At 67.3% G+C, this 15,300-nt stretch carries 13 protein-coding genes; 10 read left to right on the top strand and 3 right to left on the bottom strand.

Annotated elements, in window-relative coordinates; translation table 11 throughout:
• The first annotated feature begins 8 nt into the window (after nucleotides 1–8).
• Nucleotides 9–1,907, top strand: a complete 1,899-nt coding sequence (gene dnaK / locus A8G00_RS05030) for a molecular chaperone DnaK (protein ID WP_048577023.1) — start codon at nucleotides 9–11, stop codon at nucleotides 1,905–1,907.
• A 63-nt stretch (nucleotides 1,908–1,970) separates the two neighbouring features.
• A complete protein-coding gene (dnaJ, locus tag A8G00_RS05025; protein WP_103000221.1) occupies nucleotides 1,971–3,098 on the top strand; it encodes a molecular chaperone DnaJ in 1,128 nt (375 codons plus the stop codon).
• 101 nt (nucleotides 3,099–3,199) lie between these two features.
• On the opposite strand, the gene A8G00_RS05020 is transcribed toward dnaJ, so the two are convergent.
• Nucleotides 3,200–4,495, bottom strand: a complete 1,296-nt coding sequence (locus A8G00_RS05020; protein ID WP_103000220.1) for an amino acid permease — start codon at nucleotides 4,493–4,495, stop codon at nucleotides 3,200–3,202.
• A gap of 367 nt (nucleotides 4,496–4,862) precedes the next feature.
• Between A8G00_RS05020 and A8G00_RS25030 the strand changes: the two genes are divergently transcribed.
• Entirely contained in the window at nucleotides 4,863–5,009 is a 147-nt protein-coding gene (locus A8G00_RS25030; RefSeq protein WP_172451789.1) for a hypothetical protein, read from the top strand.
• A 58-nt stretch (nucleotides 5,010–5,067) separates the two neighbouring features.
• Here A8G00_RS25030 and A8G00_RS05015 read toward each other — a convergent pair whose 3' ends face one another.
• Complete coding sequence (locus tag A8G00_RS05015) at nucleotides 5,068–6,870, bottom strand: acyl-CoA dehydrogenase C-terminal domain-containing protein (protein ID WP_044661630.1); 1,803 nt, start codon at nucleotides 6,868–6,870, stop codon at nucleotides 5,068–5,070.
• Nucleotides 6,871–6,904: 34 nt separating this feature from the next.
• Nucleotides 6,905–7,312, bottom strand: coding sequence for a MerR family DNA-binding transcriptional regulator (locus A8G00_RS05010; protein ID WP_025548781.1), 408 nt, complete (start codon nucleotides 7,310–7,312; stop codon nucleotides 6,905–6,907).
• Nucleotides 7,313–7,417: 105 nt separating this feature from the next.
• Here A8G00_RS05010 and A8G00_RS05005 point away from each other — a divergent pair, with 105 nt between their 5' ends.
• The 7 genes from A8G00_RS05005 to A8G00_RS04975 form a co-directional block, all read left to right on the top strand.
• Complete coding sequence (locus A8G00_RS05005) at nucleotides 7,418–7,834, top strand: hypothetical protein (protein ID WP_044661631.1); 417 nt, start codon at nucleotides 7,418–7,420, stop codon at nucleotides 7,832–7,834.
• A 44-nt stretch (nucleotides 7,835–7,878) separates the two neighbouring features.
• Nucleotides 7,879–9,915, top strand: coding sequence for a TonB-dependent receptor (locus A8G00_RS05000; RefSeq protein WP_103000219.1), 2,037 nt, complete (start codon nucleotides 7,879–7,881; stop codon nucleotides 9,913–9,915).
• Between the two features lie 177 nt (nucleotides 9,916–10,092).
• Nucleotides 10,093–11,715: an NAD(P)/FAD-dependent oxidoreductase gene (locus A8G00_RS04995; RefSeq protein ID WP_103000218.1), complete on the top strand. Its 1,623-nt coding sequence runs from the start codon at nucleotides 10,093–10,095 to the stop codon at nucleotides 11,713–11,715.
• A gap of 158 nt (nucleotides 11,716–11,873) precedes the next feature.
• Entirely contained in the window at nucleotides 11,874–12,920 is a 1,047-nt protein-coding gene (locus A8G00_RS04990; RefSeq protein WP_103000217.1) for a phosphoribosylglycinamide synthetase, read from the top strand.
• Entirely contained in the window at nucleotides 12,917–13,717 is an 801-nt protein-coding gene (locus A8G00_RS04985) for an NTP transferase domain-containing protein (RefSeq protein WP_103000216.1), read from the top strand. The genes A8G00_RS04990 and A8G00_RS04985 overlap by 4 nt, the downstream gene beginning before the upstream one ends.
• 5 nt (nucleotides 13,718–13,722) lie before the next feature.
• Nucleotides 13,723–14,808, top strand: coding sequence for a sugar-transfer associated ATP-grasp domain-containing protein (locus A8G00_RS04980; RefSeq protein ID WP_103000215.1), 1,086 nt, complete (start codon nucleotides 13,723–13,725; stop codon nucleotides 14,806–14,808).
• The coding region (locus A8G00_RS04975) for a glycosyltransferase (RefSeq protein ID WP_146032565.1) at nucleotides 14,805–15,300 on the top strand (496 nt) is incomplete at its 3' end. The genes A8G00_RS04980 and A8G00_RS04975, both read left to right, overlap by 4 nt.

Here is a 15,300-nt window from a genome sequence, read left to right as displayed (position 1 = left end):
AGGACACAATGGCAAAAGTAATCGGTATCGACCTGGGCACCACCAACAGCTGTGTCGCTGTGATGGACGGCGGCAAGCCCAAGGTGATCGAAAATGCGGAAGGCGCGCGGACGACGCCCTCCATCGTCGCCTTCACCAAGGACGGCGAGCGCCTGATCGGCCAGCCTGCCAAGCGTCAGGCCGTGACCAATCCGGACAACACCATCTTCGCCGTGAAGCGCCTGATCGGCCGCCGCTTCGACGATCCGATGACCAAGAAGGACATGGAGCTGGTGCCCTACAGCATCGCCAAGGGTCCCAATGGCGACGCCTGGGTCAATGCCGGCGGCAAGGATTATTCGCCTTCGCAGATTTCCGCCTTCATCCTGCAGAAGATGAAGGAAACCGCCGAGAGCTATCTGGGCGAGACGGTGACGCAGGCGGTCATCACCGTGCCCGCTTATTTCAACGACGCCCAGCGTCAGGCGACCAAGGACGCCGGCCAGATCGCCGGCCTGGAAGTGCTGCGCATCATCAACGAGCCGACCGCGGCGGCGCTCGCCTACGGGCTGGAGAAGCAGGACGGCAAGACCATCGCGGTCTATGACCTTGGCGGCGGCACGTTCGACATCTCGATCCTGGAGATCGGCGACGGCGTGTTCGAGGTGAAGTCGACCAATGGCGACACCTTCCTGGGCGGCGAGGATTTCGACGCCAAGCTGGTGGAGTTCCTGGCTTCGGGCTTCCAGAAGGATGAGGGCATCGACCTCACCAAGGACAAGCTGGCTTTGCAGCGCCTGAAGGAAGCGGCGGAAAAGGCGAAGATCGAACTGTCCTCGGCCCAGTCGACCGAAGTCAACCTGCCCTTCATCACCGCTGACCAGAATGGGCCGAAGCATCTGGTCAAGACCATCACCCGCGCCGATCTGGAGCGGCTGGTGGCCGACCTCATCAAGCGGACGATGGAGCCTTGCAAGAAGGCGCTGGCCGATGCCGGCGTTTCCGCGAGCGAGATCAGCGAAGTGGTGCTGGTCGGCGGCATGACCCGCATGCCCAAGGTGCGCGAGGCCGTGAAGGAGTTCTTCGGCAAGGAACCGCACACCGGCGTGAACCCCGACGAAGTGGTCGCCATGGGCGCCGCCATTCAGGCGGGCGTGTTGCAGGGCGACGTCAAGGACGTGCTGCTGCTGGACGTCACTCCGCTGTCGCTGGGCATCGAGACGCTGGGCGGCGTGTTCACCCGCATGATCGACCGCAACACCACCATCCCGGCCAAGAAGAGCCAGGTCTATTCGACCGCCGACGACAATCAGCAGGCGGTGACGATCCGCGTGTTCCAGGGCGAGCGTGAGATGGCGGCGGACAACAAGCTGCTCGGCCAGTTCGATCTGGTCGGCATCCCGCCCGCGCCGCGCGGCGTGCCGCAGATCGAGGTGACGTTCGACATCGACGCCAACGGTCTGGTCAACGTCCATGCCAAGGACAAGGGCACGGGCAAGGAACAGCAGATCCGCATTCAAGCTTCGGGCGGTCTGTCGGACGCCGACATCGACCAGATGGTCAAGGATGCCGAGCGCTTCGCCGAGGAAGACAAGAAGAAGCGCGAGGCGGCCGAGGCGAAGAACAATGCCGAAAGCCTGATCCACACCACCGAGCAGCAGCTTTCCGAGCATGGCGACAAGGTCGATGCTGGCCTGAAGTCGGAGATCGAGACCGCGATCGCGGCCACAAGGTCTGCGGTCGAAGGCGGCGATGCGGAAGCCATGAAGGCGAAGGCGCAGGAACTCGCCACGGTCGCGATGAAGCTGGGGCAGGCCATTTACGAGAAGGAGCAGGCGGCTGCGGCTGCTCCGGGCGCGGACGCGCCGAAGGCGGATGACGATGTCGTCGATGCCGAATTCTCCGAAGTGGACGATAACAAGGCGTAAGCTGATGTGCTTGCCCCGTCAGGACTGTTATGGCCTTGACGGGGCAGGGACGCCGGGGGCGAGATGAGTACCGAAATCGACTATTACGAACTGCTCGAAGTCGAGCGCACGGCGGACGCCGCCACGATCAAAAGCGCCTATCGCAAGCTGGCGATGAAATATCACCCGGACAAGACCGGGGGCTGCACCGACAGCGAGGCCAAGTTCAAGGCCGTTTCGGAAGCCTATGAATGTTTGAAGGACCCACAGAAGCGCGCGGCCTATGACCGGTTCGGCCATGCGGCGTTCCAGAATGGCGGCGGTTTCGGCGGCGGGCGCGGCGGCGCGGGCGGCTTTTCCGATCTGGGCGATATTTTCGAGACGATCTTCGGTCAGGCGGCGGGCGGCTTCGGCGGCGGGCGGCAGGCGCAGCGGCGCGGGGCGGACCTGCGCTACGACATGGAAATCACGCTGGACGACGCCTATCATGGTAAGAAGACCGAGATCGAGATCGAGGTTTCGGCCCCTTGCGAAAGCTGCGACGGCTCGGGCGCGCAGCCGGGCACCGGGGTCAAGAGCTGCGGCACCTGCCATGGCCATGGCCAGGTGCGGGCGCAGCAGGGCTTTTTCGTGGTCGAGCGGACCTGCCCGTCTTGCCATGGCGCGGGTCAGGTGATCGAAAGCCCCTGCCGTAGCTGCCGGGGCGAAGGGCGGGTGGACAAGCCCAAGGCGCTTTCCGTCAACATCCCCGCCGGCGTCGACGAAGGCACGCGCATCCGCCTGTCGGGTGAGGGCGAGGCGGGGGCGCGGGGCGCGCCGGCCGGCGATCTCTACATCTTCCTGCATGTGAAGCGGCATGCGATCTTCGAACGGGACGGCACGACCCTGTTCGCGCGCGCGCCGGTCAGCTTCACGACCGCCGCCCTGGGTGGGGTCATCGAGGTGCCGGGGCTGGATGGCCGGCGGCATGAGATCAAGATTCCGAGCGGCATCCAGTCGGGCAAGCAGATCCGCCAGCGCGGCGCGGGCATGCCTGTGCTGAACGGGCGTGGGCAGGGCGATCTGGTGATCCAGGTCGACGTCGAGACGCCGACCAAGCTGAGCGCCAAGCAGCGCGAACTGCTGGAAGCCTTTCGCGAGACGGAAACCGGCGAGGAATGCCCGCAATCGACCGGCTTCTTCAGCAAGCTCAAGGAATTGTGGGGGGACTGATTTTCCCTCCACCCTTCGGATGGTCTTCCCTGCCTTCGTTCGCCCCGAGCTGGTGGAGGGGCTTTTCTTTCTTCGAGGAGAAGGGAAGGGCTTCGCCGGGCTCAGCCTGAATGGCGACAGGGCAGGGACTTTCGGTCCCGCCGCGCCCAGGCGTAAAAGGGAAATCCCCCCGCCATCAGCAGGAAGCTTGCTCCGCTGGGCACCAGCCCCGCGCCCCATAATGTCCAGAGCGCATAGCAGAGCCCCAGCAGAGCGGCGGGCATCGCCAGCCGAAACCTGAGCGCCGCCAGCGCGCAGCCGACATAGAGCCAGAGCGTGGCCGAGGTCGACAGCAGCGCCATCGCCGTGAACAGCGCCACCAGCCCCTGCAGGCTGTTGGCGATCAGCATCAGCGTTCCGAGCAGGCAGGACAGCAGCAGCGCGCGGACCGGCGTGCCGCGGCCGTTGGTCCCGGCCAGCCAGCGCGGCAATTCGCCGCCCCGCGCCATGGCAAGCGGCACTTCACCCTGCAACAATGTCCAGCCATTGAGCGCCCCCAGGCAACTGATCGTGGCGAAGACCGCGATGAGTCCCGCCGGGCCGGGCGACCAGTAATGCGCGACGAAGGCGGCGAAGGGGGAGCCGGACCGGCTTTCCTCCGCCGGCAGGGTGAGGGCGATGCCGGAGCAGACCAACAGGTAGATGAGGCCGGTGACCGCCGTGCCGATCAGCGTGGCGCGCGGGATTGTCCGGGCGGGATCGCGCACCTTGTCGGCGGCGACGCTGGCCGATTCGAAGCCGAGCAGCGCCCAGAGCGTCAGCGCGGCCGAGGCGGTGATGCCGGCGCTGGTGAAGCCTTGCGCGGGGAATGGCGCGACCTGCGCCCGGCCATGGCCCAAGGTCAGGGCGAGCAGGACGAAGACGACAGCGATCGGGATCAGCTTGATCGCGGTGGTGGCGAGCTGGGTCGCGCCCGCGGCGCGCGCGCCGACCAGGTTGATGCCGGTCGTCGCCCAGAGGAAACCGATGGAAAGGAGCGCCCCCATTCCGGGCCGGTGCAGCGCGGGCAGGATGCTGCTGAGATTGGCGGTGGCGGCGACGGCGATGGTGACATTGGTGAAGATCACCGAAATCCAGTATATCCACCCGATCGCGAAGCCGGCGGACGGGCCATAGGCGCGGGTGATGAACTGCGCCGTGCCGCCGGCGTCGGGCATCCGCACCGTCAGCCGGGCGATGACATAGGCAAGGAGGAGGGAGCCGGCGATGGTGAATATCCAGCCCGCCACCGCATCCCAGCCGAACGGCGCGAGCGAGGCGGGCAGCAGGAACACGCCGGACCCGATCATGTTGCCCATCACCAGCGCAATGCAGGCGGGCAGGCCGAGCGTGCGGCTTGCCGGCACTGGCCCGTTCACGAAGCGGCTCGCTGCATCATGTCCCGTTTGATGGGCCCATGCCGCGCCGCGCGCAATGGGTCAATGGTCGGTGGCGATGACGGGCAGCGGTGGACGGTCCGTTGCGGGCGCCATGCGCGACGGGCGCCTGCGAAGGCAGGGCGCGGCTTTTCCGCCTTCGCTCGATTGACTGGGGCGGTTTGCCGAACGCGGGAGCATCGGCCTGCAAGCGGGATCGCGCCGCTCAAAATCCAGCCATGATGCGCGCGGTCATGAGGATGAGCTTTCTGCAATCGCGTTCGAAGCCATTGCATTTGCGGATTTTTCCCGCTGACCCCAGATAGGCGTCGATGCTGCAACGCAGCAATCCTTTTATCAAGAGGTCGCCATGTTCTCCCTGTTGTCGCTATATTTCGCCTATCGCCGCGATGTCGTCGTTGCCGAACGCTATGTCGCCGGACTGGCCAGGGCCGAAGCCCGCCCTGCCGCCCCGGCGGCGCGGCGTCCGGCCGAACGACTGTCCCTCGCCGCCTGAAACGCAGGGACGCTCCGCCCGGCTTGGGCCGGGTGGAGCGCCTTGCCTGCCCCGGCGGTCAGGCCGCCAGGAACATATCCGGGTCGAGCGCCATCAGGCTGTCGGCGCCGCCCTCGATCTTGCGGCGGAGCGCGCCGGCGTCGGGCATGATGCGTTCCGCGAAGAAGCGGGCGGTCACCAGCTTGGCTTCCAGGAATTTCGCGTCGCCTTCCCCCGCCGCGAGCAGGGCCGCCGCGGCCTTGCCCATGCGCAGCCACATCAGGCCGGTCGCGACGATGCCCAATATGTGCATATAGTGCACCGCCCCCGCCCCGGCATTGTCGGGGTTCTTCATTGCATTCTGCATCAGCCACATGGTCGCCGCGCCAAGCTGGCCGCTCGCCTTTTCCAGCGCCTCCGCAAGGCCGGCGAGCTTCTCGTCACCCTTGGCCTGCGCCACTTCATCCGCGACGATCTTCAGGAAGGCCTGAAGCGCGCGGCCGCCGTTCATCGGCAGCTTGCGCCCGACCAGATCCATCGCCTGCACGCCGTTGGTGCCTTCGTAGATCTGGGCGATGCGGACGTCGCGGACATATTGTTCGACGCCATTTTCCCAGATGTAGCCATGGCCGCCGAACACCTGCTGCGCCATGACGGTGACGTCGAAGCCCTTGTCCGTGCCATAGCCCTTGATCACGGGGGTCAGCAGTTGCACCAGATCGTCGGCGGCCTGGCGTTCCTCTTCGGTGGCGGCCTGATGGGAAAGGTCGACCTGGAGCGCGCCCCAGAGCATCAGCGCGCGCAGCCCTTCGGTCAGCGCCTTCGCCTCCATCAGCATGCGGCGGACGTCGGGATGGACGAACAGCGTGTCGGCCTTTTCCTCCAGGTCCCTGGGGCCGGTCAGGGCGCGGCCCTGACGGCGGTCATGGGCATAATGGGCGGCGTTCTGATAGGCGATCTCCGCCTGTCCCAGGCCCTGGAGGCCGACGCCCAGCCGCGCGGCGTTCATCATGATGAACATGGCGGCCAGACCCTTGTTCTCCTCGCCCACCAGCCATCCGGTGGCCCCGTCATAGTTCATGACGCAGGTGGCGTTGCCGTGAATGCCCATCTTGTGTTCGAGCGATCCGCAGGAGACCGCGTTGCGCTGCCCCAGCGATCCATCCTCGTTCACCAGCAACTTGGGCACCACGAACAGCGAAATCCCCTTGCTGCTGTCCGGCGCGCCGGGGGTCTTGGCAAGGACGAGGTGGATGATGTTTTCGGCAAGGTCATGCTCGCCCGCGGAAATGAAGATCTTGGTGCCGCTGATCGCGTAGCTGCCGTCGGCGTTCGGAACCGCCTTGGTCTTGATGAGGCCAAGGTCGGTGCCGGCATGCGGCTCCGTCAGGTTCATCGTCCCGGTCCATTTGCCCGACACCATATTGGGCAGATATTTCCGCTTCTGTTCCTCGCTGCCCTTGGCGAGCAGGGCGGCCACCGCCCCGCTGGTCAGGCCATGATACATTTCGAAGCTGTGATTGGCCGAGAGGATATATTCGCTGACCGCCGTGGCGACGACATGGGGCAGGCCCTGGCCGCCATATTCGGCCGGCGCGTGCAGCGTGGTCCAGCCGCCCTCGACATAGGCGTCATAGGCCGCCTTGAAGCCGGTCGGGGTGGTGACGCTGCCGTCGGGGTGGCGGGTGCAGCCTTCCCTGTCGCCCACGGCGTTCAGGGGGAAGAGGACTTCGGCGGCGATCCTGCCGCCTTCGGTCAGGATCGCGTCGACCAGGTCCGCCGACGCATTTTCGAAGCCGGGGAGGTTGGTGTAGCGGTCCAGCCCCACGATGTGATCGAGCACGAAGCGGGTGTCGCGGACGGGGGCGGTATAGCTGGGCATGATCTTCTCCGGACGGTTCTGTTCTGGTGGGGGATTATCTGTCGAGGACGGTCACGAACTGCGAGAGTTCCGCGATGGCGGCGTCTATGTCGTCCTTCTGCCGCGTGAGCAGGTCGATGCGCGCCCTGCACTTTTCTATGGTGACGCGGCGCTGTTCCTCATGCTCCTCGTCGGCGTCATAGAGGTCGATCATCTCGCGTATGTCGGACAGGCTGAAGCCGACCCGCTTGCCGCGCAATATCCAGGCCAGGCGGGCGCGGTCGCGGCGCGAATAGATGCGGGCGAGGCCCTGCCGTTCCGGGGCGATCAGCCCTTCATCCTCGTAGAAGCGCAGGGCGCGGGCGGTGACGCCGAATTCTTCCGACAGGTCGGTGATGGTATAAGACTGCCGGTCGCTGTGATCGGGCAGTTCGATACCGGCGATACTGGTGTGTTTGTCCATGCCGGCTGATGTAACGGTGCTTTACGTTTACGTCAAGGTGAGTGTGCGGCCCCTGGCCCTTTTGTCCTAGTGACAGGGCGGGCCGTCGCCGCTAGGGCGTGGGCCATGATGGGGGCAGTCAGACGATCGGAATCGGCAAGGGGCCTGCTGGCCGCGCTGGCCCTGCTCGTCCTCGCGATCCAGCTTGTCGCGCCTTCGGGCTTCATGCCGGTGCGGACCGAACGGGGCGTCGTCGTGACGCTCTGCACCGGGCAGGGCGCGGTGAATGTCGTGGTCGACCGGGGCGCCTTCGACCGGCATGGCGAGTCGGGCCGGCATCGTCCGGACGACGGTGCGCCGGGGCAGCAGCATTGCCCCTTTGCCGCATCGGTGCAGCCGCTGGTTCCGCCGCTGGCTCTGGCCGACCTGCCCCTGCCCGCCTGGCAGCTTGGTTTCGGGCCCATCGCCTTCGCGCTCAAGACCGGGCTGATCGCGCGGCTGGCCGCGCCGCCGCCGCCCTCCTCGGGGCCGCCCGCCTTCTGAAAATCCGCCATTTTTCCGCGATTTTTCAGTAAGGTTATCATTTCATGCCAGTCTTTTCCGTTTCGCGCGGCGTCTCGCTGTGCGCGCTTGCCTGTTCCCTGTCCGCTCCCGCTTTGGCCGAGGAGGCCGAGCAGAGCCGGATCATCGTCACCGCCAGCCCCGTGGTGGAGGAAGCCGCGGCGAAAGTCGTCCGCACCCCCGGCGGCGTCGACGTGGTGTCGGCCGGGGATTTCGAGGACAGGCTCGCCATCTCCCTGCGCGATGCGCTGAGCTTCTCGCCCGGCGTCTACACCCAGCCGCGCTTCGGGCAGGAGGTGCGCATCTCCATTCGCGGGTCGGGCCTGTCGCGCGGCTATCATATGCGCGGGCTGACGCTGTTGCAGGATGGCATCCCGATCAACATGGCCGACGACAATGGCGACTTCCAGGAACTGGACCCGCAGGTCTTCCAGCATCTGGAGGTCTATCGCGGCGGCAATGCGCTGCGGCTGGGCGGGTCGACGCTGGGCGGGGCGATCAATGCGGTGACGCCGACCGGGCGCACGGCGCCGGGCGTGGAGATGCGGGTCGACGGCGGGTCGTTCGACACGTTGCGGGCGAAGGCGGCCTATGGCCATGCCGACGCGCGGGGCGACGCGTGGGCCGCGGTGACCGCCGACCGGTCCGACGGCGACCGCGACCATGGACGGCGCAGGGCGCTGCGCTTCAACGGCAATGTCGGGCTGAAACTCAGTGAGCGGGTCGAAACGCGCTTCTATGCCAGCGTGCAGACGATCCGGCAGAAGTTGCCCGGCGCGCTCAATGAAAGCGACGCGCTGGATCATCCGGCGAAGGGCAATTTTACCGGCGATCAGGCGCGCAACATCGATTCGATCCGCTTGCAGAACCGCACCACGGTGGCGCTGGATGGCGGGGAGCTGGCGTTCGGCGTCTATTACAACGCCAAGGCGCTGGATCATCCGATCTATCAGGTCGTGGACCAGAAATCGGAGGATCGCGGGGTCTTTGCCAGCCTCGACCTGACAGGTGACCTTGGCGGGATGCCGGTCGGGCTGACGCTGGGCACGCAGGCGCGTTTCGGGCAGGGCCGGTTCCGGCAGTTCGTCAATGTGAACGGCAGGGCGGGGGCGCCGACATCCTATCAGAAGGCGCGGGCGCAGACGATCAACAGCTATGGCGAGGCGCGGATCGCGCCGCTTGCGGGGCTCTGGCTGATCGCGGGCGGCATCTACACCCATGGCGAGCGGCGGCTGGACAACCGCTTCGCTCCGGCGCGGAGCGGGGATGCGTCCTTTGACGCCTTCGCGCCGAAATTCGGGCTGCTGGTGGAGCCGGCGCAGGCGGTGCAATTCTATGCGAACTACAGCCGGTCGGTGGAACTGCCGGGCTTTATCGAGCTTGGCCAGACGCAGTTCGATACGCTGGCCGTCGGCTTCGTCCCGCTCCAGCCGCAAAAGGCATGGACAGCGGAGATCGGCACTCGCGGGACGCTGGGCATGGCCCGTTGGGACATCAGCATCTACCGGGCCGATCTTCGCGGCGAGATGCTGCAATATGGCGCGGGCGACAGCGCCATTCCGGCGGCGACCTTCAATGCGGGCCGCACGCGCCATCAGGGCGTCGAGGCAGGACTGGACCTGACGCTGACGCCTTGGGCGACGCTGCGGCAAGTCTATCAATATAGCGATTTCCGCTTCCGGGGCGATGCGCAGTTCGGGAACAACCGCCTGCCGGTGGCGCCGCGCCATTTCTACCGGGCGGAACTGAAGCTGGGGACGGACCGGCTGAGCATTTCGCCCGCCGTCGAATGGCTGCCGCAGGGGGCTTGGGTCGACTATGCCAATACCAAGCGGGTCGGGGATTATGCGACCCTGAACCTCGGCGCGCAGGCGGAAGTGCGGAAGGGGCTGGCCCTGTTCCTCGATGCGCGCAACCTGACCGGCGAGCGGGCCGTGGGCGACATCAGCGCGGTGGTTCGCTATGTGCCGGACAATCCGGCGACTGTGGCGAATGAAGGCAGCGTCGCCTTTTATCCCATCGAACGGCGCGCCTTCTATGGCGGGGTGCGCGCCCGGTTCTAATTCAAGCGTCATTCCCGCGAAGGCGGGAAACGCAGTTCAGCAAAGCTAATCCATCTCCGACGCGGCATCCCGTCTATTCTTATGGGAGATGGGTTCCCGCCTTCGCGGGAACGACAATGGGAGAGATAATCTAAGGAGCACTGGAGCCGACTCGGTAATAGGTTTAGGGGCAGGCGGATGTTGCGCCTTTCCGGACTGAAACTGCCCCTCGACCATCCCGCCGGGGCGATGCCCGCCGCCATTTGCGAGCGGCTGGGCCTCGAACCGCAGGAATTGCTGGGCCATGTCGTCGTGCGCCGGGGCAATGATGCGCGGCGGAAGAATGCGATCCAGCTCGTCTATACCGTCGATGTCGAACTGGTCGACGAGGCGGGCGTGCTGGCGCGCTTCGCGAAGGATCATGACGTCCGCCCGCGCCCGGACACCGGTTATAAATTCGTGGCCAATGCGCCGCCGGGCTGGTCGGGCAAGCGCCCCGTCGTGATCGGCGCGGGTCCGTGCGGGCTGTTCGCCGGCCTCATCCTCGCGCAAATGGGCTTCCGGCCGATCATCCTCGACCGGGGCAAGGTGGTGCGGGAACGGACCAAGGATACCTGGGGCCTCTGGCGGCGGGCCGAACTCAACCCCGACAGCAATGTGCAGTTCGGAGAGGGCGGGGCCGGGACCTTTTCCGACGGCAAGCTTTATTGCCGCGTCAAGGACCCGCGCTTCCTGGGCCGCAAGGTGCTGGAGGAATTCGTCGCGGCCGGTGCGCCCGACGACATCCTGACCGAGGCGCATCCGCATATCGGCACCTTCCGGCTGGTTTCCATGGTGGAAGCGATGCGGCGGCAGATCGAGGGGCTGGGCGGCGAATATCGATGGCAGCACCGGGTCGACGAACTGGAGCTGGAGCGGCAGGCGGACGGCACGCAAAAGCTGCGCGGGCTGCATCTGGCGGATGGCGGCTTCATCGAGGCGGACCATGTCGTGCTGGCGGTGGGCCACAGCGCCCGGCCCACCTTCGAGATGCTCCACCGCCGGGGCGTGCATATCGAGGCGAAGCCCTTTTCCATCGGCGTGCGGATCGAGCATCCGCAAAGCTGGATCGACCGGGCGCGCTATGGCAGTTGCGCGGGGCATCCGGTGCTGGGGGCGGCGGCCTACAGCCTGGCCCATCATTGCGCCAATGGGCGGACGGTCTACAGCTTCTGCATGTGCCCCGGCGGGCGGGTGGTGGCTGCGACGTCCGAGGAGGGGCGCGTCGTCACCAACGGCATGAGCCAATATTCGCGGGCCGAGTTCAACGCCAATTCAGGGCTGGTCGTCGGCATCGATCCGGAACGGGACTATCCCGGCGGGCCGCTGGCGGGGATCGAATTGCAGCGCCATTGGGAAAGCATGGCCTTCGTCGCGGGCGGCGAAAGCTATCATGCGCCGGGGCAGAAGGTGGGCGATTTCCTTGCCGGCCGCGCCTCGACCGGGTTGGGGGAGGTCGTCCCTTCCTACAAGCCGGGCGTGACCCTGACCGACCTGTCGCGCTGCCTTCCCGAATTCGTGCTGGAGGCGTTCCGCGAGGCGATCCCGGTCTTCGGCCGGCAGATCGCGCGCTACGACCATCCGGACGCGGTGATGACGGGGGTGGAGACGCGCACCTCCTCCCCCATCCGCATCACGCGGGGCAGGGACTTCCAGAGCCTGAATGTCGCGGGGCTTTATCCGGCGGGCGAGGGGGCAGGCTATGCGGGCGGCATCCTTTCCGCGGCCATCGACGGCATCAAGGTGGCGGAAGCGGTGGGGCTGGGCATCGCGGCGACATGACGTCGCATCTTCCCGATTGCGCAGCCATGCGGGACCTGCCGCTTTGGCGGGGTGAAACAAAGCGGTCACGCACCCGTCATCCTATCGTCTCCTGACCGACGCTCTGCCGTAACTCCAGCGTCAAGGCGCCGTCATGCAGCCGCGTTAGCAGTCGTGGCATGACGACCAGCCCCGACCGCTGCATGCGCATTCCGGCCGCCGACAAGGCGCGGCTGCGCGTCCTTTTCCTTGCCAAACATGCCTGCGCGGGCGGGCGGCCGGACGCAGTGGACGGCAATCACGCCATCTATCATCATGAGATGCGCTCCACGCTGGAGGGCATCGGCCTCCATGTCGCCGCCGCCAGCCGCTATGATGCCCTGTTCGAACGGCCCGATGCCGATTTCGTCGTCACCCTGCTCAATCGCGGCGGCTTCCAGAACAGCGAGATGCTGGCGCCCCTGCTGCTGTCGTGGCGCGACGTCCCCTTTCTGGGCGCCAGCCCGATCGTGCGCGGCGTGTCGGACGACAAATATCTGAGCAAGCTGATCGCGCGCGCCCGCGGCGTGCCGACCATGAAGGCGCAGCTCTTCCGGCGCGGCGGCCTGCCCAGCGGCCCCGCTTTCGCGGCCGAGCGGCTGGTGGTGAAGCCGAACGCATCCTCCGCCTCCTGGGGGCTGGCCATGGTCGACGGCTGGGCCGAGGCGCTGGTCCATGCCGATCATCTGTTCGACCTGGGCCATGACGTGCTGGTGGAGGCCTGGGCTCCGCTGCTGGATGTGGCGGTGCCGGTGGTGGGCGGCAGCGGCAACGCCCCCTGGGTGCTGCCGCCGATGATGTACGTCCCCGCCGACCCGCATCGCGAGCGCAGCTATGAGGAAAAGCGCGGCCTGGTGGATGCGGGCGACGATCCGCTGGTGCTGGTCGAGGATCGCGACCTGCGCGAGCGGCTGGAGGATTTGACCCGCCGCCTGCTGCCCGAATTCTGGCCGTTCGACTATGGCCGGTTCGAGTTCCGCTACGATCCGGCGACCGATGCGCTGCTGTTCATGGAACTGAACCTGTCCTGCAATCTCTGGTCGAAGAAGACCATTTCGCGTTCCGCCCGTTCGCTGGGCGTGGATCATCCCGCGCTGGTCGAGACCATCGTCGCGCACAGCCTGTTGCGGCAGGGGCTATTGCGGCAGGGGCTGTCGGCCGACGTGCCGGACCGGGCGGCGGCATGACGACGGCATTGATCCTGGCGGGCAGGCGCGACGGCCTGACCGATCCGCTGGCGCTGGAGGCGGGCGTGTCGCACAAATGCCTGGCGCCCGTCGCCGGCAGCCCGATGCTGACCCATGTGGCCGCGGCACTGGCGGCAAGCGACGGGATCGGGGAGATCCGCGTCGCCATCGAAGATACCGAAGTGCTGGCGGGCGTACCGCTGCTGCGCCGCCTGCTCGACAGCGGCCGGATGATGCCGGTGGCCGCGCGGCCCAATCTGGTCGACAGCATCCTTGCCGCCGCGCATGGCGCGCAGTTCCCGCTGTTCATCACCACCGCCGACAATGTGCTGCTGACGCCCGAAGCGGTGGCCGACATGCTGGGCCAATGCGGGACGCCGGGAACCGACGCGGCGGTCGCCTTCGCCCGGCGCGAGTCCGTGCTGGCCGCCCATCCGGAGGGGCAGCGCAAATTCTACCGCTTTGCCGAGGGCAGCTATTCCAACTGCAACAGCTATTGGCTGAAGGACCGCGCAGCCCTGACGGCCGCGGAGACATTCCGGTCGGGGGGGCAGTTCGTCAAGCATCCGATGCGCATCGTCAACGCCTTCGGTTTCCTGAATCTCGTCCGTTTCCGCCTTGGCATCGGCACGCTGGCGGAGACCTTCGCCCGCTTTTCCCGGCGGTTCGGCATGACCATCGCGCCGGTGATCCTGAGCGACGGCGCGGTCGCCATCGACGTCGACAACAGCCGCACCCGCGCCATCGCGGCGGAACTGCAGAACGCCCGCATGACGGTGGCGCAGGCGGCGGAGTAGCCGCCTTGTTCACCCTGCGCGCCCTGCCCGCCGGACCGGGCGACAATGAGCTGATGGCCGCCTATCACCGGGGGCTGCGCAGCCATTGGAGCCTGAGCCGACGGGTTCTTGCGCGGCTGTTGGCGGAGGCGGGGCAGGGCGGCTGGAGCCGCGCCGAGCGGGCGATGCTGAGCGAAGCCGCGCGCGCCCAGGGCCTGTCGATGCGCGACCGCAAGGGGCTGCACCGGCTGCTCAATCCGGGCGCCTTTCCGCTTGCCGCCAACCCGCTCAAGAACAAGCGCCTGTTCGTCCGGCTGGTGCGGGAGGCGGGCCTGCCCGCGCCGGACAGCCACGATCCGGAGCGGGAGGCGCTGGCGCAATGGCTGGGCCGCCATCATGACATCATCGCCAAGCCCAGCTACACGTCCAGGGGGCGGGGCGTGGAGCGTTTCGTCCGGGACGGGGACCGCTGGCGCGGCGGCCATCGCCGCCTGTCCGAAACGGCGCTGCTCGCCCGGCTGCATCGGCAATGGGCGCGGGGCGGCGTCATCCAGCAGCGGCTGGCCACCCATCCGGCGCTGGAGCCGGTTTCGCCCGGCGCGCTGCCGACCCTGCGGGTCGTGACCGTCCTTGATGAGCGGGGCGCGCCGGAGGCCTGCGCGCTGGCCTTGCGCCTGTCGGCGGGGGAGGGGCGGCCGGTCGACAATTTCAATGCGGGCAATCTGGTGCTGGCGGTGGACGATGCGGGGCGCTGCGGCGCTGCGTGGCGCGGAGGCATGGGACGGGTTCGTCCGGGCCGGCACCCCGCCACCGGTGCGATGCTTGAAGGCATGATGCTTCCCGACCGGGATGCGGCGGAGGCCCTGGCGCTGGCCGCGCACCGGCGCTTTAGCGAGGGCTTCGCGGTCATCGGCTGGGACATCGGCATGACCGCGCAGGGACCGGCGCTGATCGAGGGGAACTGGAACCCCGGCACGGACATTGTGCAACTTGTCAGCGGGCGAGGCGTCGGGACCGGACGCATGGGCGCATTATACCGCCATCATCTCGACCGTTTGCCTGATCGACGCTGGCGCACGGCCCGCGCCATCGAAACGGAGGCGCGGCGGTGATCGTCCTCTACGTCCATGCCCTGGCGGCGACCGGCGTGGTGCGCAATGCGCGGCTGCTGGCGGCCGCCCTGGCGGAGCGCGGCCATCAGGTGGAACTGGTGACGGCCGCGCCCGGTGGGGAGGGCGTTCCGGGCGTGCGCCACCATGCGCTGCTCCAGCGAAGCCATGCCTCCCGCCTGATCGAAAAGCTGATCGCGATCCACGCGCTGCGCCGCCATTTGCGGCGGCGCGCGCCGGGCCTGCTGATCTCCGCCGGCAATCACGGTCATTTCGCCGCCTGGGCGGCCAGCAGGGGGCTTGGCGGCCTGCGCCGCGTCTATCGCATCAGCAACGACATGGTGCGTGCCGTTCCGGGCGCCCCGCATGGCGGATCGGCGGGGTGGGAGCGGCGGATCATGACCCGCCTGATCGCCGCCGACGCCGACCGGGTCGTGCTGGTGTCGCCGACGCTGGCCGCCGCGCCGGCCTTTGCGGCGGCGGCGCGCGAGGGGC

The sequence above is a fragment of the Sphingobium sp. SA916 genome (genome assembly GCF_002894065.1).
Classification (GTDB): Bacteria; Pseudomonadota; Alphaproteobacteria; order Sphingomonadales; family Sphingomonadaceae; genus Sphingobium; species Sphingobium fuliginis.
Note: the sequence above shows the minus strand (reverse complement) of the source record. Positions and strands in the feature narration are given on the sequence as shown.